The organism is Zhongshania sp., assembly GCF_041584495.1.
GTDB lineage: Bacteria > Pseudomonadota > Gammaproteobacteria > Pseudomonadales > Spongiibacteraceae > Spongiibacter.
On the sequence record NZ_JBFHDY010000055.1, the window covers coordinates 1 to 23,488 of the forward strand.

At 52.2% G+C, this 23,488-nt stretch carries 21 protein-coding genes and 1 riboswitch; of the genes, 12 read left to right on the plus strand and 9 right to left on the minus strand.

Features of this window, described 5'->3' with window-relative positions:
• The 5 genes from purT to ABYP33_RS10495 all read left to right on the plus strand — a co-directional run.
• Positions 1-858: formate-dependent phosphoribosylglycinamide formyltransferase (gene purT, locus ABYP33_RS10475; protein WP_373090826.1), on the plus strand; the 858-nt coding region annotated here is incomplete at its 5' end.
• Between the two features lie 106 nt (positions 859-964).
• A riboswitch (TPP riboswitch) is annotated at positions 965-1,075 on the plus strand.
• A gap of 113 nt (positions 1,076-1,188) precedes the next feature.
• Positions 1,189-3,084, plus strand: a complete 1,896-nt coding sequence (gene thiC / locus ABYP33_RS10480) for a phosphomethylpyrimidine synthase ThiC (protein ID WP_373090827.1) — start codon at positions 1,189-1,191, stop codon at positions 3,082-3,084.
• 176 nt (positions 3,085-3,260) lie between these two features.
• A complete protein-coding gene (gene thiO / locus ABYP33_RS10485; protein ID WP_373090829.1) occupies positions 3,261-4,325 on the plus strand; it encodes a glycine oxidase ThiO in 1,065 nt (354 codons plus the stop codon).
• Between the two features lie 29 nt (positions 4,326-4,354).
• Entirely contained in the window at positions 4,355-4,558 is a 204-nt protein-coding gene (thiS, locus tag ABYP33_RS10490) for a sulfur carrier protein ThiS (protein ID WP_008252401.1), read from the plus strand.
• Between the two features lie 112 nt (positions 4,559-4,670).
• A complete protein-coding gene (locus ABYP33_RS10495) occupies positions 4,671-5,468 on the plus strand; it encodes a thiazole synthase (RefSeq protein WP_373090830.1) in 798 nt (265 codons plus the stop codon).
• 21 nt (positions 5,469-5,489) lie between these two features.
• On the opposite strand, the gene ABYP33_RS10500 is transcribed toward ABYP33_RS10495, so the two are convergent.
• The 4 genes from ABYP33_RS10500 to ABYP33_RS10515 form a co-directional block, all read right to left on the minus strand.
• Complete coding sequence (locus tag ABYP33_RS10500; protein WP_373090831.1) at positions 5,490-6,386, minus strand: tyrosine-protein phosphatase; 897 nt, start codon at positions 6,384-6,386, stop codon at positions 5,490-5,492.
• 81 nt (positions 6,387-6,467) lie between these two features.
• A complete protein-coding gene (locus ABYP33_RS10505; RefSeq protein ID WP_373090833.1) occupies positions 6,468-8,933 on the minus strand; it encodes a TonB-dependent receptor in 2,466 nt (821 codons plus the stop codon).
• Positions 8,934-9,130: 197 nt separating this feature from the next.
• The gene (locus ABYP33_RS10510) at positions 9,131-10,360 is read right to left on the minus strand and encodes a hypothetical protein (RefSeq protein WP_373090834.1); all 1,230 of its coding nucleotides are present in this window, start codon (positions 10,358-10,360) and stop codon (positions 9,131-9,133) included.
• On the minus strand, positions 10,357-11,247 hold the full coding sequence (locus ABYP33_RS10515; RefSeq protein WP_373090835.1) for a hypothetical protein: 891 nt from the start codon (positions 11,245-11,247) through the stop codon (positions 10,357-10,359). Before ABYP33_RS10515 ends, ABYP33_RS10510 begins: the two co-directional genes overlap by 4 nt.
• Before the next feature lie 214 nt (positions 11,248-11,461).
• Between ABYP33_RS10515 and ABYP33_RS10520 the strand changes: the two genes are divergently transcribed.
• From ABYP33_RS10520 to ABYP33_RS10535, 4 genes are all read left to right on the plus strand, one after another.
• Complete coding sequence (locus tag ABYP33_RS10520; RefSeq protein ID WP_373090836.1) at positions 11,462-12,292, plus strand: LLM class F420-dependent oxidoreductase; 831 nt, start codon at positions 11,462-11,464, stop codon at positions 12,290-12,292.
• 312 nt (positions 12,293-12,604) lie between these two features.
• Entirely contained in the window at positions 12,605-13,024 is a 420-nt protein-coding gene (locus tag ABYP33_RS10525; protein WP_373090837.1) for a pirin family protein, read from the plus strand.
• Positions 13,025-13,433: 409 nt separating this feature from the next.
• Positions 13,434-15,233, plus strand: a complete 1,800-nt coding sequence (locus tag ABYP33_RS10530; protein ID WP_373090838.1) for a monovalent cation:proton antiporter-2 (CPA2) family protein — start codon at positions 13,434-13,436, stop codon at positions 15,231-15,233.
• Entirely contained in the window at positions 15,230-15,985 is a 756-nt protein-coding gene (locus tag ABYP33_RS10535; RefSeq protein ID WP_373090839.1) for a sulfite exporter TauE/SafE family protein, read from the plus strand. The genes ABYP33_RS10530 and ABYP33_RS10535 overlap by 4 nt, the downstream gene beginning before the upstream one ends.
• A 37-nt stretch (positions 15,986-16,022) precedes the next feature.
• Here ABYP33_RS10535 and ABYP33_RS10540 read toward each other — a convergent pair whose 3' ends face one another.
• From ABYP33_RS10540 to ABYP33_RS10550, 3 genes are all read right to left on the minus strand, one after another.
• Entirely contained in the window at positions 16,023-16,430 is a 408-nt protein-coding gene (locus ABYP33_RS10540; protein WP_373090840.1) for a PaaI family thioesterase, read from the minus strand.
• A gap of 78 nt (positions 16,431-16,508) precedes the next feature.
• Positions 16,509-16,991 (minus strand): STAS domain-containing protein, encoded by a 483-nt coding sequence (locus ABYP33_RS10545; RefSeq protein ID WP_373090841.1) that lies wholly within the window; start codon positions 16,989-16,991, stop codon positions 16,509-16,511.
• Between the two features lie 6 nt (positions 16,992-16,997).
• A complete protein-coding gene (locus tag ABYP33_RS10550) occupies positions 16,998-18,191 on the minus strand; it encodes a SpoIIE family protein phosphatase (protein ID WP_373090842.1) in 1,194 nt (397 codons plus the stop codon).
• A gap of 155 nt (positions 18,192-18,346) precedes the next feature.
• Between ABYP33_RS10550 and thiE the strand changes: the two genes are divergently transcribed.
• From thiE to ribA, 3 genes are all read left to right on the plus strand, one after another.
• Positions 18,347-19,834 (plus strand): thiamine phosphate synthase, encoded by a 1,488-nt coding sequence (gene thiE, locus ABYP33_RS10555; protein WP_373090843.1) that lies wholly within the window; start codon positions 18,347-18,349, stop codon positions 19,832-19,834.
• A complete protein-coding gene (locus ABYP33_RS10560) occupies positions 19,831-20,472 on the plus strand; it encodes a TIGR02281 family clan AA aspartic protease (RefSeq protein WP_373090844.1) in 642 nt (213 codons plus the stop codon). The genes thiE and ABYP33_RS10560 overlap by 4 nt, the downstream gene beginning before the upstream one ends.
• A gap of 74 nt (positions 20,473-20,546) precedes the next feature.
• Complete coding sequence (gene ribA / locus ABYP33_RS10565; protein WP_373090846.1) at positions 20,547-21,131, plus strand: GTP cyclohydrolase II; 585 nt, start codon at positions 20,547-20,549, stop codon at positions 21,129-21,131.
• 47 nt (positions 21,132-21,178) lie between these two features.
• On the opposite strand, the gene ABYP33_RS10570 is transcribed toward ribA, so the two are convergent.
• Both ABYP33_RS10570 and dxs read right to left on the minus strand, forming a co-directional pair.
• Positions 21,179-21,349 (minus strand): hypothetical protein, encoded by a 171-nt coding sequence (locus ABYP33_RS10570; RefSeq protein ID WP_373090847.1) that lies wholly within the window; start codon positions 21,347-21,349, stop codon positions 21,179-21,181.
• A 567-nt stretch (positions 21,350-21,916) separates the two neighbouring features.
• The coding region (dxs, locus tag ABYP33_RS10575; RefSeq protein WP_373090849.1) for a 1-deoxy-D-xylulose-5-phosphate synthase at positions 21,917-23,488 on the minus strand (1,572 nt) is incomplete at its 5' end.

Here is a 23,488-nt window from a genome sequence, read left to right on the forward strand (position 1 = left end):
GAAGGCATTCGGCGTTTAGTCGCCGAAAAGTTAGAACTGCCCACCTCTGCATACCGTTTTGCCGACAGTAAAGACGAGTTCGATGCTGCCGTGGCGGACATTGGTCTGCCCTGTGTGATCAAGCCCATCATGAGTTCCTCGGGCAAGGGGCAGAGCTTGGTGCGTCGCCCCGCTGAAATCGACGCGGCGTGGACCTATGCCCAAGAGGGCGGCCGTGCCGGTGCAGGCCGAGTGATTGTGGAAGGTTTTGTCGACTTCGATTACGAAATTACCTTACTCACCATTCGCCATCGCGGCAGTGATGGCGTAGACACCGCAACCAGTTATTGCGCGCCAATTGGTCACCTGCAAAAAGACGGTGACTACCAAGAGTCGTGGCAGCCCCAGCCCATGTCTGAGGTCGCCCTGCAACGCGCCCAGCACATGGCCGAGCAAGTCACCACCGCACTAGGTGGCTGGGGTTTGTTCGGTGTAGAACTATTTGTAAAAGGTGATGAAGTGATCTTCAGCGAAGTTTCGCCTCGGCCCCACGACACCGGCTTAGTAACATTAACCTCGCAAGACCTCTCAGAGTTTGCCCTGCATGTTAGAGCCATACTGGGCCTGCCCATCCCCAATATTCAGCAGCACGGCCCCTCGGCGTCGGCGGTTATTTTAGTCGACGGCAAATCCAGTCGTGTGCGCTTTGGCAATCTCGACCACGCCTTAGATGCACCCGATACCCAGCTGCGTTTATTCGGTAAGCCTGAAGTGGACGGCAAACGCCGCATGGGCGTGGCACTGGCGCGCGGTGGTGACATCGACGAAGCCCGCGCCAAGGCACTGGCGGTGGTTGAAGCCTTGACGGTGAGTTTGTAAATTAAATTCGCGATAATTTGCCTCGGAATATAGGATGATTTGGGGCAATTTAATTTCTGCCAAAATTTATGCGCTTGCTATCCCCCCTGTATGCGTCCTACACTAGCCCCTCTTGTCGGGGTGCCCGCGTCTAAAGTACGCAATGGCTGAGATCGTTTTCGAATCCCGTAGACCTGATCTGGATAATGCCAGCGTAGGAAACAAGATCTTCTCAGCAGGGGCTCCTCTGCGTTGTGGCAAACTGAGCTGATCTGAATTTCCTTCTTTGGTTTTATTTTTAAAACGTTGAATCAAAGACTTGCGCTGTGCTGCGCGCAAAAGGGGAAAATAATGAGTTCTGATTATCCATTGCTTCGCGATACCGCCCAAGTAGATGCCGCTTCGGTTGAGCCATTGCCGGGTTCGTCAAAGATCTATGTGCAGGGTAGCTGCGCCGATATTCAGGTGCCGATGCGTGAAATTAAACTAACCCCAACCCCAGTGCAGGCCCGCGATGGCAGTACCAGCCTAGAGCCAAATCCACCGGTGCGGGTTTACGATACCTCGGGTGCGTATACCGACCCCAAGGCCAATATTGATATACGCAGAGGCTTAGAGCCGATTCGCGATCAATGGATTCTCGACCGCAATGACACCGAATTGCTCGCTGGCGATAGCTCTGAATACAGCCGAAAACGCGCAGCAGATTTGAGCTTGCAGCAATTGCGTTTTGATTTAAAACGCAATCCCCGCCGCGCTTTACCTGGTAAAAATGTCAGCCAAATGCACTATGCGCGGCGGGGCATTATTACCCCAGAAATGGAATATATTGCCATCCGCGAAAACATGGCCTTAGCCGCCGCCAAAGAAGCGGGTGAACTGCCGGGGGAGCTGGGCTTTCAACATCCCGGCAATGCTTTTGGCGCCAGTATTCCAAAGGAAATTACGCCGGAGTTTGTCCGCGACGAAGTGGCGCGTGGCCGTGCAATTATTCCCGCCAATATTAATCACCCCGAATTAGAACCGATGATTATTGGTCGTAATTTTCTGGTGAAGGTGAACGGCAATATCGGTAACTCGGCGCTGGGTTCGTCCATTGAAGAGGAAGTGGCCAAGCTTACTTGGGGTATTCGCTGGGGCGCAGATACCATGATGGATTTGTCTACCGGCAAAAATATTCACGAAACCCGTGAGTGGATTGTGCGCAATTCGCCGGTGCCGGTGGGCACAGTACCGATTTATCAGGCGCTGGAAAAAGTTGACGGCGTGGCCGAAGATTTAACCTGGGAAATTTTCCGCGACACCTTAATTGAGCAAGCAGAGCAGGGCGTGGATTATTTTACGATTCACGCGGGTGTGTTGCTGCGTTATGTGCCGCTGACCGCGAAACGCGTGACCGGCATTGTATCCCGCGGTGGTTCGATTATGGCGAAATGGTGTTTGTCGCACCATAAAGAGAATTTTCTCTACACCCATTTTGACGACATCTGCGAAATCATGAAGGCCTATGATGTGTCGTTTTCCCTTGGTGATGGCCTGCGTCCCGGCTCGGTGGCCGACGCCAATGACGAAGCCCAATTTGGCGAGCTGCGCACTCTAGGTGAACTCACCAAGCGCGCTTGGCAGCACGATGTACAGGTGATGATTGAGGGTCCCGGTCATGTGCCCATGCAGATGATTCACGAAAATATGACCGAGCAACTCAAGCACTGCGACGAAGCGCCTTTTTACACCTTAGGGCCGCTAACCACTGATATTGCCCCTGGCTACGATCACATCACCTCGGGTATTGGCGCCGCCCAAATCGGTTGGTATGGCTGCGCGATGCTGTGCTACGTCACCCCCAAAGAGCACTTGGGGCTGCCCAATAAAGATGACGTAAAAACCGGCATCATCACCTATAAAATTGCCGCCCACGCGGCAGACTTGGCCAAGGGTCATCCCGGCTCGCAGTTGCGCGACAATGCCCTGAGCAAAGCCCGCTTTGAATTCCGCTGGGAAGATCAATTTAACCTCGGTCTTGATCCCGACACCGCGCGTTCTTACCATGACGAAACCCTGCCCAAAGAATCGGCTAAGGTCGCGCATTTTTGCTCCATGTGCGGCCCCAAATTCTGCTCCATGAAAATCACCCAAGACGTTCGCGACTACGCCGCCAAGCTAGAAGAGGGTGAACTGGAAGCCGAGATGCAGAAAAAATCTGCCGAGTTTAAAGAGTTGGGCAGTGAGATATATCAGAAGGTTTGACGCTAGACGGGAGACGGGAGACGGGAGATGCAAAAGACGTTTGATGCAATGCGGGAGACGCAAGTGAGTTATAAGTCAGGGCGGGAGTTAGTCAACGATTTTGCTTTAGCGTCTCCCGTCTCCCGTCCAGCGTTACGCGGTACTAGCGTCTTCCGTCGTCCGTCCAGCATTCAGCGATGAATATCGCGGTAGCCGGTGCAGGCCTCCTCGGCCGCCTCCTCGCGTGGAAGCTCTTGCAACAAGGCCACCGCGTGAGTTTATTTGATCGCGGTAGTCGCGCTGGGGAGCTGAGTGCAGCTCGGGTGGCGGCGTCGATGTTGGCGCCTTATAGCGAGGTGGCCGGCGCTGAACGCCAGGTGTTTGACTGGGGCTTGATGGCGCTGCGCTGGTGGCCTGCGCAGATCGCTCTGCTGGAGCAGCAAACTGGGCAAAGCATTAGTTACGGCATGGATGGCAGTGTGGTGGTGGCCCATGATTTGGATAAATCCAGCTTGCGACATTTTGAACAACAGTTGCAAGTGAAAGTCCCCGATCATTGCGACAGGGTCGAGCGCATCGATCGCACGCGTTTGCGGGATTTGGAGCCGGAATTGGCCGAACGTTATAGCTCAGGTTTGTTTCTTGCCGACGAAGGTTATCTTGATAATGGGGCCTTGTTGGCGGCATTGGAGGCGGCGATTACTAAGCTGGGGGGCAAGTGGTTTGAGTATAGCGAGGTCCTCAGCCTTGCCCCCAAGCGTATTGCTTTGCGCAATGAAACCTTGGCGTTTGATTGGGTGGTGGACAGCCGTGGCCTCGGTGCTAAAGCGCAGTGGCCAGGCTTGCGCGGTGTGCGCGGTGAAGTGTTGTGGGTTCATGCGCCGGAGGTGAATTTACAGCGGCCGGTGCGGCTGATGCACCCGCGTTATAAATTGTATATTTCGCCGCGGCCAAACAATCGCTACGTGATTGGCGCGACGGAAATTGAAAGCGAATCGATGCAGCCGGTTACCGTGCGCTCGACCTTGGAATTGATGTCGGCGCTCTACAGTGTGCACAGCGGTTTTGCCGAGGCGAGCTTGCTTCACGCCTTTGCTCACTGTCGGCCGGCGATGCCCGATAATTTGCCAGTGCTGAACTGTGAGGCGGGTCTGCTAACGGTGAATGGCTTATACCGCCACGGCTACTTGCTTAGCCCCCAGTTAGTGGAGAATGCTTTGGCGATGCTAACGGAACAAACCGAAAATAGCGTTACGGTATAAGTGGGAAAATTAATGGATAGCGTGCCCAAATGATTTCAATTAGTGTGAATAACAAACGCCGCGAATGCGATGCGAATTTAGCGCTAGCTGAGCTGCTTCCGCTATGGGGTTTTGAGTGCGAGAAAATTGCGATAGCGATAAATGGCGACTTTGTTCCACGATCACAGTACGGGGATTTACGCTTGAATGCCGGTGATCAAGTGGATGTGTTGGCGCCAGTGCAGGGCGGCTGAATGACGGGAGAAGCGTGACGGGAGATGGGAGACGCAAAGGAAAAAAGATTAGTGCGGGTTTTAATTTTTTAGCCTCTCCCGTCTCCCATCCAGCGTAAAGCAGGAATTAGCAATGAAGCAAAATCAAGACAACTGGACCCTCTACGGCCAAACCTTCCACAGCCGCCTCTTAATTGGCAGCGCGCTGTATCCGTCGCCAGCAATAATGCGCGAAGCAATTACTGCCTCGGGTTCGGAGATAATTACTGTGTCGCTGCGCAGGCAGTCGCCGAGCGAAGCTGGCGGTGAGGGCTTTTGGCAGCAGTTAAAGAGTTTGAATAAAGCCCTACTGCCTAACACGGCGGGTTGCCATAGCGTAAAAGAGGCGGTGACCTTGGCGCAGATGTCACGGGAGTTGTTTGAAACAGATTGGTTAAAATTGGAAGTGGTGGGCGATGATTATAATTTGCAGCCCGACCCACTGGGCACGGTTGAGGCGGCGGAGCAGTTAATTAAGCTGGGCTTCAAAGTGTTTCCGTATTGCACGGATGACTTGGTGATTTGTCAGCGCTTACGCGATGTGGGGTGCCAAGTGTTGATGCCCTGGGGTTCGCCAATTGGCACTGGGCGGGGGCTGATGAATCCCTATAATTTACAAACTATTCGTGAGCGGATTCCCGAGTTGCCACTGATTGTTGATGCCGGTATTGGTAAACCCTCCCACGCAGTACAGGCCATGGAATTGGGCTACGACGGTATTTTGTTGAATACCGCCATTGCCCAGGCGGGGGATCCGGTATTGATGGCGCGAGCCTTTCGCGACGCCGTTGCGGCGGGCCGCCAAGCTACCTTGGCGGGGGCAATGCCAGAGCGACAAACCGCTTCGCCATCCACCCCAACCTTGGGTATGCCTTTCTGGCATCAGCAATAATACCGCTGCGCTAGAGCGGGATTATTGTAAATACAGTGTCTTGAGTTTGTTGATTTCTGTGGGACCTACGGCAAGCGCTTGGTCTAAATAATTTTCGACTGAGCCATATTTCTGCTCAATATGCGCAAAGGCAATATTGATAAAGGGGGTGCCGTCGGCGGTGATGAGTGGCATCGGGCCTTTGGTCTCTTTTTTATTGTAATGCAGCATCATTTTGGCAAAGGCATTGGTTTTGGCGGCGGCCTCTAAATCGACATCGCCCCGTTCAACGGCTGGCCGACGGTATTTGGTAGACAACAAATAGTCCTGAACAATAGTCTCTCGTGGTACGCCCAGCGCGCTAAGCAAGAGGGCAGAGGCAAAGCCAGTGCGGTCTTGCCCTGCTGAACAGTTCACCACCAATGGCGTGTTGTTGTTTAGCAATTCTTGGAAATACATTTTCATTTGCGGTTGGTATAGCTCAGAAATATTGCCGTAAAAGCCTTCTATTCCGATAGGTTTGTTTTTGCCTTCGGGTGCATTTAACTTCATCTCGGCGACGCTATAAGGGTGGTTAATATAGCTAATTGACGGGTTGTGACTCACCCAGCGGTTGGGGTAAAGCGCTAGCTCTTCTTGCGAACGCAGATCAACCACGGTTTTAAAATGGCGTTTGTTTAAGGTTTTTTCGTCGGCGGACGTAAGGCTGCTCATGGTGCCGGAGCGAAATAATACGCCGCTGCGCACGGTTTTATTGTCGGCGGTGGTATAGCCGCCAAGGTCCCTAAAATTGGAACCGCCTTCGAGGGGGAGTAGGCGCGAGGAATCGTCTATTTTAGTTTGTGGCGCCGTTTGGGTTTCGGCCTGTAAATATGGCGCTGCGCTGAATGTGAGTAGTGCGCTAATGGCGAGAGTAATACCGCGAGAGTGAATTTTCATGGGTTGAACTCCTGAATTAATTAATGGCTTGGAAAATCAACTTTACGGTGGTGCGGTTCTGCACCACCGCTTGAACCGCACTTAAAAATGCAGGCGTACACCGAGCAAATAACGGCGACCATAGTTTTCTGACTGGTTGATGGTACCGTTACTGGCGTAGCGCACATCGGTTTCATTGCTTACGTTATTGGCGTTGGCGTAGACCGACATGGTGGCACCGTTAAAGTCAAAGGGCAGTTCATAACTCAGCGATAAATCTACCCGCTGCTGTTCGCCCCACACTTCATTTGGGTCTTCGATGGGTGAAATCCACTCGTCGCGATACTGGTAACTGATTCGGGTCGATAGCCCGTAGTCCTCGTAAAATACTGAGAAATTGTAGAGGAGGTCCGAGGTGCCAGGCAGGTCGTGGCGGTCGCCATTTAGGGCTTGGAACTCGCTGTTGAGCACGGTTAGGTTGGCGCTAATACCAAAGCCGTGAGCGGCATTGAGCAAGTCGCTGGCGTGGCCGACAAAGTTCAATTCCACACCGTGCATTTTGCCATTGTCGCCATTTACCGAACCTTTGTATGTCCAGCTTTCGCCTGCCGCGCTAGGCAGGTAAACGCCGCCATCAATGGTACTCGTGTCGGCGTAAATCACGTTGTCGACAGTGCGATAAAAGGCGCCAGCAGAGAGGATGCTGGCCGGTGCAAAATACCACTCTAAGGAGGTGTCGATGCCAGTAGCTTCTTCGGCCTCGAGGGTTGGGTTGCCTCCGGTGACTTCTTTGTTGATTACATCCACTTTAGCGGCGGCGCGCCATTCATCGTAGGTGGGGCGGTTTAAGCCGGTCGTGGCCGAGACGCGCAGCTTGAGGTCTTCTTGCAAATTGATATTGAAGTGCACACTGGGTAGCACATTAATAAAATCGTCGCTGATCGAGATGGGGTCGCCATTAACACTGCCTTTGCTGCGGTAGTCGGTTTGTTCTATGCGAGCGCCAACCACAATATTGCCCCAATTAAGCTCCGTGGTGGTCATGACATAGGCGGCGAGAATGTCTTCGGTGATTTCAATACGGCCATCTTCGCTAGGCGTTACTGGACCGAGCCCGCCGGTGCTGGCCCACGCGTTGCGCAGGCCAATATTGTTGTAATAGGTGGCGCCAATAGTATTGGTGGTATTGCTGTCCCATGGCTTCCCCGTGTTGTAATCGTCAATATTGACCGAGGCAGGGAAAGATTTGATAGCGGGAGTGGACACAAAGCCATCGGCGTCACGACTGTCGTGTTGTAAGCCTGTTCGTAGCACCATATTTTTACCGAACCAGTTCAGTTCGCGTTCGGCATCCGCCTTTAGTTTTAATCCGCTGATTTCCAGTAATTGGCCGTAGTGAATGCCAATGGTGCTGGCGTAGTTAATTGTGGCAAGATCGCGGTCGAGATAGAGCTTTGGATCTTCGATATCGCTCAAGTCATAACTTGCCACCGCGCTACCACCAACACTGCGGGGAATTGGCAGGTTCATTTTAAATTCGGTGTCGGTGCCATTTACCCGCGTTTCAAGCAGCCATTCGCCCAATTGGAAATCTGCGCCAAGGGTATTCGACTCGGTTGAGTTTTCGTATTGGCCGTATTCCAGTAAGCGTTGTACGCTCACGTCTTGATTGCTGCCGCTGACGCCAGTTGCGGGGGTGTTAAACGCAAATACAAATTGATTGCGCTGCTCCTTGTCGATGAACTCGCTGTAGAGCGTGGAAATAAACAGGCGCTGCACGGTGTCGTCGCCGCGATATTCTAAGGTACCGCCGTAGGCCGAATCTTCGCGGGTTACTTTGTAACTGCGAAAATCAAGCTCATTCACAATCAGCTCACCGGTGGTGGCATCGCGTTCTAAATCGTATTCGCGGTTGTCGGTAATTTGTTCGCGGCTGTTCTCAGAGACAAAGGCGACAAAACCAAAATTTTCATTCGACCACGAGGTGCGCAAGCCGTATTTCTCAATATCACCGCCGCCGAGCTTTTGTTCACCCAAGCCGACATCGGCGGCGAAAGACCAGCCCTCATTCGCAAAGGGGCTAAAGGTTTTAATATTAATAAAACCCGCCACCGCCTCTCCCGGCATACTTGGCAGAATGGCTTTATTCACCTCTACGGTGCGGGTAATAACAGAGGGGATACTGTCAAAGCGCGGAATGCGGCCATTTTCAGCACCGGGCACATCAATGCCGTCAAAGGCGATGCTGGTATAGCGAAAGGGGGCACCGCGTAAATTAATGTAGCGGGCTTGGCCTTGGTCGCGCTCTATTGCCAAGCCGGGTAGGCGGCCAAGGGAGTCCGCTAGGTTTTGGTCGGGAAAGCGACCGATGGTATCGGCAGAGATAATCTCTACATAGTTGTCGGCAAATTTCTTAGCGTCAAAAGCGGCTTGCTGGCTGTCGCGGATAGGCGCAGCGGTGACGGTAATCATCTCAAGTTTGTTTTGCGCCAAACCGAGGCTGGGCATGCCTGCCGCTAGTCCCGTCATGAGGTAATACGATAGGCGTTTGCTGCCGAGGGAATTCATTGGAGTCTCCTGTTGATGATGTAATTACGGTGTCGGTGAACGGCGCGTCAAAATGGCCACGGAAATAAGTCAGAGGGATTGTCGTGGCTGTGTGTGTCGGCTTTGTGACAAAGACATCTACAGGGGTTTAGAGATGTCTCTAAACGCGTCATCTCGCTCGCAGCCCGCTATTTACGGGCGCTTTGCGTGGGGATTATTTAGTTGCTTGGCGTTGCTATACGCGTTGATGTGCTCTCGGGGGCATGAATGCTTATGGCTGTAGCGGGCAGTGCTAAACGGTATTGCGAACGTGCGGTTTGCGGGTCGCGCGCAGATTCAAATAAAAAGGGCGCGGCCAGTTCTTCGCCGAATAATTGGCAGAGTTCATCTTTAATTTTGCTGCGATTCTGATCCAAGGTTTTGGCGCGCAGGCCTTTTTCACTTAAATCATTAATGGCTTTGGCGTGTCCACCGTAGCGTTGCATTAAGGCAATGATTTCTTGATCGGCACGGCGATCGGGGCGATTGGAAGGGGGGTTGGTAAACCAGCCATCGACCGGGTTTTGGCGTCGGCGGTAGGCATACCAGAGGTAGTACATAAATGGTGTAGACGACATCTTAAGCGCATAGCCATGAACCATGACGGTGCTGTTGGCGGGGCAGAGGCTAAGCTCTGCTGGGGATTCGGCGATGGCGATGGCGTCGGCGATGTCCTTGGGGCGCTGTCGTAGTGCAAATTCCAACCACGCCAGCACGCTGGGAGAGGAGTGTTTAAAGCCGCCGGTGTTTAAATGCGCAAGGTAGTGGCTGGGGTGGGGGTAATTGCTGCGCAAAAACAGTGTTAAGGCCTGCTCCTGCCTCGGCGAGTAGCCGTCGGCTTTGCTGCTGAGCTGTTCGGCTTGGCGCCGATTTACACCTTGTTCGGTCAGGGCGCGAAGCAGCTGCTTTCTGCGCGGCGACAGTGGCGGGGCGACAGCTGTCCACATCAGCAAGCCCAGTAGGCTCAGGAATAATTGGCTGGCAATCAGTTTTGGCCACTGCCACTGGCAGGCGAGGCCCAGCTTCAACTCTTGAATATGGTCGTTAATTGGCCAGTGCAGGCTAATTATTCGCGCTGCATTGGCAGAGTTGGCGTATGTTTTGTTATGAATGCGCAGCACTTGGACTTGGCATTGCTGTACCGCGCTAAATGCGCTGTTAACGTGAAGTTGAGCAAAATCGTCATTGAGGCGTTTTACTAAGTAGTCGTTAAGGCTGTCGTGAAAAGACTCGTTAATACCCGCTTCAATAATCTTATTTGGCAGGGTTTCTCGCAGTTGCTGTGCCAGTGAGCGGCTGAGGTAATTAAGGCTAAGCCAGTGATTAAAGGCGATAAGGAAGACGCTGGCAGCCGCCACGACCGCTAACTTGATAAGCCCTTTCGGCTTAGATAGCCCCAGTGATGTCATGGGCAGTCCACGGTTTGGACGCTTAGTTGCTGCAGGGGGGCGAGCAAGGGCGCGTAAACCTGAAGGCCGCGGATGATTTCGCATTCTAATGCGCGATGGTGGCTGTGGTGGAGTTGGTTTTTGATAAACCACGCCCCCGACGGCACCTCGGGATTAATGAGCAATGTGTAATAAGTGCTTAAATTTAAGTTGTCTACCTGCGAAATAGCCGTGCTGATTATGTCGATTTCACGATTTTTAAACGCGGCGTAAAGGGCGCTGGGGTCGGTATAAAACTTTTTTTGGTCGGCGTTAAGATTAATACCCGCCTGCTTTAAGGCCGCCATGGGTTGTAGGAAATGGGTTTGGCTTTGGCTGTCGCGGGAGAAGCCGATCACCTTGCCTTGGAGGTAGTCGCTGCTTAGCTGAGGTGTGCTGTCTTGGCTAATCCAGTACAGAGCGTAGTTAGGCGTTTGCTGTAAAACACGGTAGTAATTGCTGAACTCCGGCACCAAGCCCGCCACGATATGGTGGCGATTCCAAAAGATATCGAACTCTTCGTCCAGAATATGTTGCGGGCTAAGGTAGGCCCTCGGTCGCCAGCGTATCTCAACGCCAGAATAGGATTTGGCAAACAGTGTGCTGGCGCATAAATAGTCGGCAAAGTCGGTGGCGTAATTGTAAAACAAGGTGAGAATTTTAAATGTTGGCTTTGTGCCCGCGCCTTGGCTGCTGCACTGGTAGCTGCGGTAGTCGCTCAAACTAAGCGCTTGTAGGGGGCGGCTTGCCATCCACACACTAAGGGCGATGGGCAAGCTTAGAGCAAGACCCATGATGGCGCGGTACGTAGTGTGATTAGCGCTAAAAAAACGAAACGGTAGCATAGGCTCACGAATTGCTAGAGTCATAGAGGTCGGTGGGATACCTTTTGCTAGCGAGCAACGGTGTGTTTGCAATAGTCTTGATGTAGACAATAAGACACTCTGTTGACAAGTTGATGACAGTAGTGGTTTTCATCTCATCAATGTGAGGTATAGCTGCAACGACGCGCTTGCACCTAGACTAAGTGATTACACAGCAATAATAAGAAAGGGCGCGACTATGCATCTTGGCTTCAGTTCGATGAACACAGTAAATGATCCGGATCCGGCGGAGTTGGCTAAAACACTGGAAGACGCCGGCTTTGAGTCGTTGTGGTATGGCGAGCACAGTCATATTCCGCGCTGCCGAAGCACCGCTTATCCGGCGGGGGGTGAACTGCCCGAGCCTTATAAAGAAATGATGGACCCCTATATTTCACTCATGGCAGCGGCAGCGGCGACGTCAACATTAAAGCTGGGTACTGGCATTGCTCTGCTGATGGAGCGCGAACTGTTTTCCCAAGCCAAGACGATTGCGACGCTGGATCGGCTCTCGGGCGGCCGGGTGATGATCGGTAGCGGGGTGGGTTGGAATAAGGAACAGTTTGAGAACGTCAGTCGTCAGCCCTGGCAGCGACGCTACTCGGTCTTAAAGGAGACGGTGGCGGCGACTCGACGCTTGTTTGCTGACGAGGCACCGGAATATCACGGCGAATTTGTTAATTTTGATCCGGTGTGGTTTGAGCCTAAACCGTTGCGCGTTCCTCCGATTATTTTTGGCGCTATGGGGCCATTAGGTATGCGCCACACGGCAGAGTGGGCCGACGGCTGGATGCCCGTGGATGTAGTGTTGCCCGATGTCAAGGCGTCGATTAAGGCGTTTAGGGACTTGCTTGGTGAATTTGGCCGCAAGCCAGACGCGGTAGAGGTTACCCTAGTGGTAATGGCTGAGGTGACACCAGATTTACTTAAATTCTACCGGGACTGCGGCGTGGATCGCTGCAATATTGGCGTGGGCATGCAAAATTGGGATAAGCCAGAGATTGTGATGCCAATGATTGAGCGCTTCTCTAAGATCATTGCTCAGTTGTGAGGCTTGCTGCTAGTCTTTGAGGTCTAACGCGGAAAATAGTGTCTACTTTATCGGGATACTATGAGTAATCAGTAGCATAACTCAGAGGCTTCGCAGTCTGTATATTGCCCACGCCACTTAGACCCTATTCAAAAGATTCGCGCTCGCAGCGCGGAAATTGGCGGCGGTATAACGATCAACCGCGTTCTCTCCTCAAGGCGGCGCATGGTGTTTCCTTGACCATGCTGGCCCAGCGGTTTTCCGCGATGGCACGGGCATCCGCATCCTCATATTGGTTTGCAAGCGTTTACCTGAATGGTGGCGGGGGAGATCTTGCTCCGCGATCGTCATGGTAGCGTGGTAGAGGTTCGTCCCCGTGAAGTCAATTTGATGACAGCGGGGCGCGGTATTAGTCACACCGAGGAGTCTTTGGTCGGTAGCGAGCCATTGCACGCCGCGCAATTCCGGATTGCGCTGCCCTATCAAGATCGAGAGTGCGAACCCGTATTTGATCACTATCCCGGACTGCCAGTCTGGCGGCAAGGAGATAGTCCGCTGAGCTTACTAGCTGGAGGCTATGCTGACGAGCTGTCTCCTGCAATTTACTCGCCGCTACTGGCGGTGGATATTGTCAGTGCCTCGGGCGATGAGCTTTATTTGCCCTTGGACACGCGTTTTGAGTACGGCATATTGGTGCTGCGAGGTGGCGCTGCGGTCTGCGATCAGCGTTTTGTAGAAAATGATTTGGCGTAGTTTAGTCCTGGTACAAATGAGCTGAGGGTAACGTCAAGCTCCAATAGCCAAATTATTTTATTAGGCGGCGAGCCTGTGCGGGTGATATTACGCGGTGGTGGAATTTTGTTGGTCACAGTCGCGCGGAAATTACTGAGGCCCAGCGGGATTGGGAGGCAGGGAGTGCTTGTTTCGGCAGTATTGCCGGCTTTGATAGTGCGCCCCACACCGCACCGCCGCTCCCGTGGGGGCAATAGTGATTAGCCGATAAAACACTTAGGACGCTAGCTTTTATCGTGTAAAAATAGTGCGGTTATCGGTTATCGGTCATCGGTCATCGGTTATCGGTCATCGGTCATCGGTTATCGGCTTGCGGCGGGGCTTTGCTATGCGACAAACCCGCACCTCGTAATTTATTCCGGAGATTTCAATGCCCCATGAAAGCAGCCTACTCCAGGCAATGGTGGTTCTATTGTTGGCTGCAGTACTCGTTGTGCCACTGGCCAAGCGCCTGCAATTGGGTGCGGTATTAGGTTATTTAATCGCCGGTGTCGCCATTGGCCCGGCGGCACTGGAGCTTATTCACAATCCTGAAAATATCGCCCATTTCTCTGAATTTGGGGTGGTGTTGCTGCTGTTTATTATCGGCTTGGAATTGTCGCCAAAGCGCTTGTGGCTTATGCGTCGGGCGGTGTTTGGGGTGGGGCTTGCACAGGTCGTGCTAAGCGGTCTTTTAATCGGCGGCGTAGCGTATTTTAGTTTTGAGCAGCCAATTCGCACGGCAATTGTTTTAGGGCTTGGCTTGGCTTTGTCATCGACCGCGTTTGGTTTGCAGGTTTTGGCTGAGCGTAAGCAACTGGGCAGCCCCCATGGGCGCTTGGCGTTTGCTATTTTATTATTTCAAGATATTGCCGCGATTCCTCTTATTGCGCTGGTGCCACTGATCAGCGGCAATAGCGGCGCGGGCGGTGCCGAAACCGGCATATCGGTTGTGCGGATACTGCTGTGTATAGCGGCAGTGGTCGTCGGTGGTCGCTACTTGCTGCGACCGGTGTTTCGGATGGTGGCCAGAACGGGCTTGCAGGATGTCTCGACCGCGACCGCGTTGCTGGTGGTGATTGGCACTGCTTGGTTAATGGACTTGGCCGGGGTGTCGATGGCACTGGGGGCATTCCTTGCGGGATTGCTGCTTGCGGACTCGGAGTATCGCCATGAGTTGGAGTCGCAGATCGAGCCCTTTAAGGGACTGTTATTGGGTTTGTTTTTTATCAGCGTGGGGATGACCGCCGATGTTCAATTATTGTTGCAAGAACCCTTAACGGTACTTGGCTTAAGTGCGCTGTTGATGATTATCAAGCTGCCAATACTGGCTTTGGTTGGTAAAACATTAGGGGGCTTAGACCGTAGTAGCGCCTTGAAATTGGGCATTGTGTTGGCGGCGGGGGGCGAGTTTGCCTTTGTTATTTTTCAGCTTGCTCGCCAGCAGCAGTTATTCAGCGCCGATTTGCACAGCATGCTGATTTTGGCCATTACGGTGTCGATGGCATTAACGCCATTTTTGATTATTCTCATTGCCAAGGTTTTACAACCCAAGGCTCAGCCGCAAAGCGTGCCGCCGGAATACGAAGAAATTGAGAGTGTGCAGCCGAGGGTGGTTATTGTTGGTATGGGCCGCATGGGGCAGATTGTGGCGCGCATTCTGCGCGCCCAACGTGTGCCTTTTGTGGCATTGGATTTGTCGGTAGACACGATCGAATTGTCGCGCAGTATTGATAGTATGCCGGTGTTTTACGGCGACCCACTGCGGCCGGAAATATTGCGGGCGGTCGACGCCGACAAGGCCGAGTATTTCGTGCTGGCGGCGGATGACCCTGAAACCAATATTAAAATTACGGAATTGGTCAGTCGTTTATACCCCCATATCAAGTTTATTGCCCGGGCTAGAAGTCGGTTTCACGTTCACCGCATGCTGGAGCTGGGCGCGACGCCAATTCGGGAAACGTTTCATTCCAGCTTGGAGATGAGTCGCATAACCCTGATGGGGCTAGGCTTGGGTGAGGCGCGGGCGCAAGCCAGAATTAGCCGTTTTCAACAGCATGATGAAGCGTTGCTGGCTCAGCAGCACCAGATTTTTAACGACCGTGAAGCACTGCGGCAAAGTGCCCGCGACGCGCATGATGAGTTGCAGGCGCTGTTCGATGCCGACGTGATTGAGGAGCGTGGGTTTTGATTGACGATCCATTTTTTTACTTATGCGCCGTCCCTGCTATTTTAATTTTTGGTATGGCCAAAGGCGGGTTTGGCGGTGGTATCGCCGTGGTGTCGGTGCCGTTAATGAGCTTGGCAATATCGCCAGTTCAGGCGGCCGCAATTTTACTGCCGATATTATTGTTTATGGATGCGGTGGCGCTGTGGAGTTTTCGTGGACAGTGGAGTAAGCCCAATTTAAAAATTATTTTGCCCGGCGCAATGATTGGCATTGTCATTGGCAGTATTGGCTTTCGCTATTTATCCGAGGACATGATTCGCATTTTAATTGGTTTTATTGCCGTCGTCTTTTGTTTGAATTATTGGTTTAAGCCCACGTCAGCCGTTCAACGTGAACCAAACAAAATTCGCGGCGGTTTTTGGGGCGCGGTCGCGGGATTTACTAGCTTTGGTATTCACGCTGGAGGGCCGCCAATTAATATTTATTTGCTGCCACAACGCTTAGAAAAGTCGCTACTGATGGGAACCATGGCGATATTTTTTGCCGTGGTCAATGTCGTTAAGTTAATACCCTATAGTCTGCAGGGTAGTTTTGATCGTACTAATTTACTTACGGCGGCAGTATTAATGCCGATTGCACCGCTTGGGGTGCGGCTGGGCTTTTATCTGTTGCACAAGGTCAGTGAAGCCACAATTTATCGGATCTGTTATTTCTTTTTGTTTGTGGTTGGCGTCAAACTTTTAGTTGACGGCAGTCTTGGCGTACTTGGCTGATGTTATTCAGTATCTCGGAGCGGCGCCGGGTTTAAGCTTAGCCTCGCGGCGGAATGGCATAGGTTCCGACGGCGTGAGCGACGGCTCGGTCGTCACCCTCGGAATAGAGTGAAACTTCGCCAATAATCAGTAAACGACCAGTTTTAATCAATTTGCAAACCCCGATAATATCTTTGCCTGCTGCGGGTTTGCGTAAAAAGTTGATATTGAGATTCGTGGTGACCGCCAGTGGCACAATGCCAATTTCGCCGAGTATCGCCGCGTAAAGTCCGAGGTCTGCAGTGGTCATTAGCACTGGGCCGGACACGGTGCCACCGGGTCGCAGCGCGCTGCTGTCGACTTTGTGGCGAACAACCGCAGATTGAGGGCCAATCTCATCGACCGTGCATGGACTTGCGGGAAATTCTTTGGCCAGGAAAATGGCGATTTCTTGTTGAGTTGCCACTGTTGGCTCCATATAAAAGGCATCATTGTATGCCGACGATGTTAGCGCCTAGCTTTGCGTAGCAATGTTCGGTGCTAATTATTTGCCGTGTAGTTCTTTTTCAAGTGCGGAGACCACGCCGCGAAATTCCTGCCAATTTTGCTCGTTGAGCGCGGCAAGGTCGCGATGGGCATTTAAAATCATTTCCGCTGTTTCGCGGTCTGTGCCAATATTTTCAGGTAATTCGTTTTCTTGAATCGCCAACTGTGGCTTTTGTTTGAGTATGATGAATATGTCACTAAAGCCGGCGGTGTCTAAAGTGCGAGTAATGTCGGGGTTGGTGCTGAAAATAGCAGTTTTGTGCTGAAAATTGGCTTCAATATAGTTGTTGATTTTGGCGAGTAGACCAAGCCCTGTGCTGTCTATGCTCATGGCGTCGGTGAGATCGACGAGCACATTTTTTATTTTTCCGCGCGCGAACACATTATCTAATAATGTATTTAATGGGCCGCATTGGGTGTAGCGTACCTCATTGCCGAAATGCAGTACCAGGGTGTTGTCAGTCTCCGCATAGCGAATCATGTGCTGTTACCGTTGCAGTAATAAGAATGTAATGTCGTCAGGTAAGTCGCTGCTCTCAATGGAAATGCCTAACGTTTGAATGAGATCATCGAGATTTAGCCCTTCACTGTCAATCATTGCGAGTAGCGCGGCTTCTTTTTCTAATAAGCTCGGTTGTGACATGATTTCAAAAATACCATCTGAGATCAGCAGCAGCGCAAAGCGTTCATGCAGTGCGCATTCGTGGCTTGGGTAGTTGGCTTGGCTAAATAGCCCTGCGGGTGGGCTTTTATAGCCCTCGTAGCGTGCGCTACCTTGTTCAAATAGAATGGCATGGGGGAAATGGCCAGCGCTGCTATAGGTTAGTTTATTCTCAGTTAAGGCGATGACGCCATAAAACATAGCGACGTGCTTGTGCAGACCGCCTTCGAGAAAGAGATTGTTTAGTCTGCTTAGGGTTTGCTGGGGATCGAGCAATAGATGGTCGCCTTGCTGCCAGCAGTCGTTTAAAAAACGGCCCATGGTGTTTTTTAAGATGACGGTCACTAAGGCAGATGGAATGCCGTGGCCCGCGACATCGGCTAAGTAAAATCCAATGTGATTGCCGTCGATTCGAAAATAATCGACAAAGTCGCCACTCAAGGTTGATGAAGATAATAAGCGGTAAAAGAATTGGAGCTGATCGAATTGCGCACCGTTTTTGGGGAGCATTTGAAATTGCAACTCCCGACCGGCCTGCTCATCCGCGCTCATATGCTCGAGGGCTTGCTGTAGTTTTACATTGGCTGCTTCAAGATTGCGCTGGTATGCGCAATTTTCTTGTATGAGTTTGGCCCGCTCGAGGCAGCGTTGCATTGCGCGCTCAAGTATTTCAATGTCGATGATAGGTTTGGTAACATAATCCCAAGCGCCAAGTTTGAGCGATTGAATAACGTCGCTCATCTCGCCCTGTCCAGATAGCATAATCACCGGTAGGTTTGGAAATTCTTTTGCCATGATCGCCAACACCTGCAATCCATTCATATTGGGCATTTGTAAATCGCATAGCATAAGTTCTGGTGGGTTTAGGCGGCAGTGTTCAATAGCCGAGATCCCATCCGTCGCCTGAAATACCGTGTAGCCGCTGACCTCAAGCCACGCCGCCATTGATTCGCGCACAGCGAGATCGTCGTCAACGATGAGTAATGTGGTTTGTGGATTCTGCGGCATGCTATTGGCCATGAGGCGTCCCTAGGCATTTGTGAGGATGAACTGAGTATGGTGGAGTAGGCATTAAAAATCCAAAACGAGCGGTAGCTCGAGAATATGCAATTACAGTGTTGCCTTCTTTCTATGGCGGCTATACTGCATGTTAGTTGACAAAATATTGAGAAATTATGGCTAGTCGTAAAAAACCAATTGTGTGGAGTATCGCGGGTTCCGATTCTGGTGGTGGTGCAGGCATTCAGGCTGATTTAGCGACATTTCATGACTTTGGTGTGCACGGCTGTACGGTTATTACGGCCATTACTGCGCAGAATAGTTTTGCTGTCGGTCATATTTCCGTTACACCGCGTCGGACCTTGGCGGCGCAAATTAATGCGCTAGACAGTGATTTGCAGGCTGATGTCATCAAACTCGGTATGCTTGCTGACGAACGTGTGGCCAGCATGGTGGCGAAGTACTTAGAGAGCTACCGCGGTTTTGTTGTTTTCGATCCGGTGCTGACCTCAAGTACCGGTGGCGATTTAACGGATGGAAGCCTTGGCGAGTGTTTTATCGAAAAGCTCCTACCGCGCTGTGACTTGCTGACACCCAATTTGAGCGAGGCGGAATCGATATTAAATCGTGCGATCAAGGGCTTAGATGATGTTGAGCGCGCGGCGGCCGATATTGTCGCGCTTGGCGCCCGTGCGGTGCTGATTAAGGGCGGTCATCTTACCGCCCGCAATAACCAGCGCCATGATTATTGGACCGACGGTGTCGACGGCTTTTGGCTCAGTGGTGCCAATGTGGACACCTTAAATACTCACGGTACCGGCTGTACCTTATCGTCAGCCATTGCCGCAAGTTTAGCGCGTGGCTATGCCTTGTCTGATGCGTTAGTGATCGCTAAAGCCTATGTTAGTCAGGGTTTGCGGATGGGGGTGCAGCTAGGTGGCGGGCCGGGTCCTGTTGCCCATGTTGGGTGGCCTCAGCAATTGATTGATTTTCCGAGTCTGAGTCGACGCCTCCCGCAAAGCGGGCCTCGGCCAGTATTTCCTTCGTGCGAGGGGGAGCTTGGTTTATACCCGGTAGTCGATAGCGCCGACTGGATTAAACGCTTATTGGCCTGTGGGGTAAAAACGATCCAGTTAAGGGTTAAAGATCTCCAGGGCGAGGCGCTTCGCAAGGAGGTGGCACGCTCGGTGGCACTCGGCCGGGAGTATAGCGCCAGAGTATTTATTAATGATTTTTGGTCGCTGGCCATTGCGGAGGGAGCCTACGGGGTTCACTTGGGGCAAGAGGATCTCGATATTGCCGATATCGAGGCAATTGCCAACGCTGGCTTACGATTGGGTGTGAGCACCCACACTTATTATGAGGTAGCGAGGGCGCATGGTTTGCGGCCCAGTTATATTGCTATTGGGCCGGTGTACCGGACCACGAGCAAAGACATGCCCTACAGTCCTCAGGGCTTGATGCAGTTACGGCGTTGGGTGGGGGTTTTGGGGGAAAATTACACACTGACTGCGATTGGCGGAATTGACATAAAGCGGGCCAAGGAGGTGTTACTGACCGGGGTAAAAAGCATCGCAATGATCAGTGCTATTACGCAAGCTGAAAACCCTGAGGCCGTTGTCGCGGAGCTTATGGCGATGATCGACGGCGCTCCGTCGCAATGAAATTTGCACTTGCTGGTGCGCTGCTGTTTTTTGCTGCCCTCGCCTGGTCTGAGCCGGCGAATATCGTGGTGCGAGGCTTGTTTGATAAAGCGGCCTTATTCGAAATCGATGGTCGACGGCAATTGCTGCGCAATGGCCAGCGAGACTCCTCAGGTGTGCACTTGATCTCGGCGACCCCAATGCAGGCTGTTGTCGAGATAGGGGGGCAGCGGCAGGTGCTCGGTTTAAATAAACAAGTGGGGGCGATTTATGAGAAAACAGCTATTACCACCGTGGTGCTGCGTAAAAATAGCCGCAATGAATACCGGGTGAAGATCAGCGTCAATGGCCGTGGGGTTGATGCCGTTATTGATACCGGCGCAACGATTTTGGCAATGAGCTCTCAAGCGGCGTTGCGGCTGGGGGTTGCGTATAAGCAGGGCGTGCCGACCGTCGTTGCTACCGCGAGCGGAATGAGCGATGGCTACGCCGTCACACTGAATAAAGTGCAGTTGGGCGACATTGCTGTTCCCCATGTCAATGCGGTCGTTATCGAAGGTCACTATCCTCATGTAGTGTTGCTAGGAATGAGTTTTTTAGAGCACGTAAACCTGCAGGAATACAATAATATTCTGACTCTGACCCCCCGTCATTACTGAATACGCCGACAATGGTCGCCTCGCGAGCATCCTGCTGGTAAAATGCGCGACCGGTTTTGCTCGTGGAGATACCCGTGGCGGTTAGTTTTATAGAATCCTCTAAGCTTCCCACCCCCTGGGGCGTGTTTGATATACACGGCTTTGAGGACACAGAAAGCAGCAAGGAACATGTCGTACTCACTCTTGGTGACGTAGGTGACGGTGAACCTGTGCTGGCGCGGGTGCACTCTGAGTGTTTAACAGGTGACGCCCTATTCAGTATGCGCTGCGACTGCGGCTCGCAGTTGCGTGCAGCGCTGGAGGCTATTGCCACTGAAGGGCGTGGCGCGCTATTTTATTTGCGCCAAGAAGGTCGCGGCATTGGCTTGGTGAATAAAATTCGCGCATACAAATTGCAGGATGCCGGTGCAGATACTGTTGAGGCGAACGAGCAGCTTGGTTTTGGCGCCGATATGCGCGATTACAGCTTATTGGCCGTCATGTGTGAGCACCTGAAAATCACTAAAGTTCGCCTGATGACCAATAATCCGCGTAAGGTCAAAGCCCTTACCGATCAGGGGGTTGACGTGGTTGAGCGACTTCCTCTGCAAACCGGTCAGAACCCCCATAATGCCAAATACCTCGCGACAAAGTCGGGTAAGCTGGGGCATTTGTTTTAAACTTTGCGCTAATGCTGGGAGCGGGTTCAGCGTAGCTGATACCTGTTTTAATACTCCACTCCGCGAGTATTGCTACCGTCGTCGAGCATAAATCTGATTGGTGTATCTGGGTAGGGTACTGCGAAGACATGGCCTGCTCCGTTGTCAATGCGTTTGCCCGCTAACTGTTGGCAGGCTTCGCCAAGTTTATTGCATTGCTTGCCATCAAATAACATCATATTGCTCTTGCCGCTTGATCCAGGTCTGGGGGTTACCCGCATTCGATAAAGACTGCTTTTTAACGCCGCCGTTTTTAAAAAAGATATTCTGACTTTTCGGCTGTGCCTTGGTGCTAAAGCGGATTACCGTGGGGTAGCAAGCACGTCTAATTCACGGGGGCTGGACTGTGGTGCTGATCGTTGTCTAAGCCAAGGTCAATGATGGTTAAAAATGAAATATCAACGGTTTCAGTATTTTTTCCGGTATTGCTCACTTTCATGTCGGCGCCGCGAGTATCAGCGCTTAGATCGATAATATTGCGGTCTACCGTTATTTGCGCTTGCCCAGAGTTTGTTAGGCCGATGAATAGAAAAATAACAAGAATGTGTTTCCAGTAAATTTGGACGATGCATTGAATTTAAGAGAATAAGTTAAATATCTTGAAGGCTAAGATTGGAAGGCTCAATGAATAATTACACACATGATTGGCAGTGCTCCCTAGGCAAATAATAATTGTCGCGCTAGTTTTGAAAGGGATTTTGCGGTAGAGCAGTGATGTCAGTTGAGTTGTCGGGTCACCACAATCTTTATTCCACCGAGCCGTCACTATTGTCCTGAAACACCGCTATTTGCACTGCCCGCTGACGAATTCTGGCAAGTATTCCCGGGGTATCTAGGCCAATATCGCTGAGTAGTTGAGCGTGTTTGCCGTGATCGATAAACGCGTTGGGTAGGCCCAGTTGCAACACCGGCATCCAGCGATTTTGCTGATTTAGGTATTCGCTTACCGCGCTGCCGGCGCCTCCGGCAATGACATTTTCCTCTAGGGTGACGAGAAGGTCGTGATCGTCAGCCAGAGCATCAATTAAGTCGGTGTCGAGGGGTTTTACAAAGCGCATATCGGCAACGGTGGCGTCGAGTTCTTCTGCGGCGTTCAGTGCCGAGGCGAGCAGGGTACCGAAGCTGAGAATAGCGATTTTTTGGCCTTGGCGCTGAATGCGGCCTTTGCCAATCTCCAGTAGTTGCATGTCTTGTGCAATGGGCACGCCCGGCCCCGTGCCGCGTGGGTAGCGCACGGCCGCTGGGCCCGGGTAATGGTAGGCGGTGTGTAACATTTGCCGAGTTTCGTTTTCGTCGGCGGGGGCCATAACGATCATGTTTGGAATGCAGCGCAAAAAGCTGAGGTCGAAGGCGCCCGCATGGGTAGGGCCGTCCTCACCAACGAGTCCCGCGCGGTCAATGCCAAAGGTCACATCGAGGTTTTGCAGGGCAATATCGTGAATTAGCTGGTCGTAGGCGCGCTGCAAAAAGGTGGAGTAAATTGCGACAACGGGCTTTAAACCGTCACAGGCCATGCCTGCCGCCAAGGTCAGGGCGTGCTGCTCGGCAATGGCAACGTCGTAAAAGCGGTTGGCAAAGCGCTCTGAAAATTCGAGCATGCCAGAGCCTTCGCACATGGCTGGAGTAATGGCGACGAGTTCGGGGCTTTGTTCGGCTTGATCGCAGAGCCAGCGACCAAAAATATCTTGATATTTCAGTAGCGCGGGCTTGGCTATCGGCGCTTGGCCACTGCCGGGTTTGGGCTCAATTTTAGAAATGGCATGAAAACCGACAGGATCTTCTTCGGCAGGGCCGAAGCCCTTGCCTTTTTGGGTGCGGATATGGAGCATTTGCGGGCCGGGTAGCTCACGCAAATTGCGCAGTGTAGGCACTAATACATCGAGATCGTGACCATCAATAGGGCCGATATAGTTGAACCCCAGTTCTTCAAATAAGGTGGCTGGCGACACCATGCCCTTCATGTATTCTTCGAGTCGGGCGGCGAGATCCGTTGCCGAGCGTGGGAACTTCTTTAGTACAGATTTACCGCCAGAGCGTATCTGGTTATAGGTTTTAGAGGCCCACATTCGGGAGAAATAGGTGTTTAGCCCGCCGGTGCTTTTGGAGATCGACATTTGATTGTCGTTGAGTATTACCAGCATATTGGCGCCGGTGTGAGTGGCGTGAGTGATGGCTTCAAAGGCCATGCCAGCGGTCATGGCGCCGTCGCCAATGACTGCAACGGTGTGGCGGTCGATATTTTGTTGGCGGGCGGCAATGGCCATGCCCAGTGCGGCGCTAATACTGGTGCTGGAGTGGCCCACGCCAAAGGTGTCGTA

Excerpts from the sequence above, each read along its gene's own strand:
- ABYP33_RS10500 (WP_373090831.1), bottom strand. The coding sequence starts at position 6,386 with ATGAAAATTCACTCTCGCGGTATTACTCTCGCCATTAGCGCACTACTC.
- ABYP33_RS10560 (WP_373090844.1), top strand. The coding sequence starts at position 19,831 with ATGAAATTTGCACTTGCTGGTGCGCTGCTGTTTTTTGCTGCCCTCGCC.
- ABYP33_RS10545 (WP_373090841.1), bottom strand. The coding sequence starts at position 16,991 with ATGATTCGCTATGCGGAGACTGACAACACCCTGGTACTGCATTTCGGC.
- ABYP33_RS10515 (WP_373090835.1), bottom strand. The coding sequence starts at position 11,247 with ATGACTCTAGCAATTCGTGAGCCTATGCTACCGTTTCGTTTTTTTAGC.
- thiO (WP_373090829.1), top strand. The coding sequence starts at position 3,261 with ATGAATATCGCGGTAGCCGGTGCAGGCCTCCTCGGCCGCCTCCTCGCG.
- ABYP33_RS10505 (WP_373090833.1), bottom strand. The coding sequence starts at position 8,933 with ATGAATTCCCTCGGCAGCAAACGCCTATCGTATTACCTCATGACGGGA.
- thiS (WP_008252401.1), top strand. The coding sequence starts at position 4,355 with ATGATTTCAATTAGTGTGAATAACAAACGCCGCGAATGCGATGCGAAT.
- ABYP33_RS10510 (WP_373090834.1), bottom strand. The coding sequence starts at position 10,360 with ATGACATCACTGGGGCTATCTAAGCCGAAAGGGCTTATCAAGTTAGCG.
- ABYP33_RS10520 (WP_373090836.1), top strand. The coding sequence starts at position 11,462 with ATGAACACAGTAAATGATCCGGATCCGGCGGAGTTGGCTAAAACACTG.
- ABYP33_RS10550 (WP_373090842.1), bottom strand. The coding sequence starts at position 18,191 with ATGGCCAATAGCATGCCGCAGAATCCACAAACCACATTACTCATCGTT.
- thiC (WP_373090827.1), top strand. The coding sequence starts at position 1,189 with ATGAGTTCTGATTATCCATTGCTTCGCGATACCGCCCAAGTAGATGCC.
- ABYP33_RS10495 (WP_373090830.1), top strand. The coding sequence starts at position 4,671 with ATGAAGCAAAATCAAGACAACTGGACCCTCTACGGCCAAACCTTCCAC.
- ABYP33_RS10530 (WP_373090838.1), top strand. The coding sequence starts at position 13,434 with ATGCCCCATGAAAGCAGCCTACTCCAGGCAATGGTGGTTCTATTGTTG.
- ABYP33_RS10570 (WP_373090847.1), bottom strand. The coding sequence starts at position 21,349 with ATGATGTTATTTGATGGCAAGCAATGCAATAAACTTGGCGAAGCCTGC.
- thiE (WP_373090843.1), top strand. The coding sequence starts at position 18,347 with ATGGCTAGTCGTAAAAAACCAATTGTGTGGAGTATCGCGGGTTCCGAT.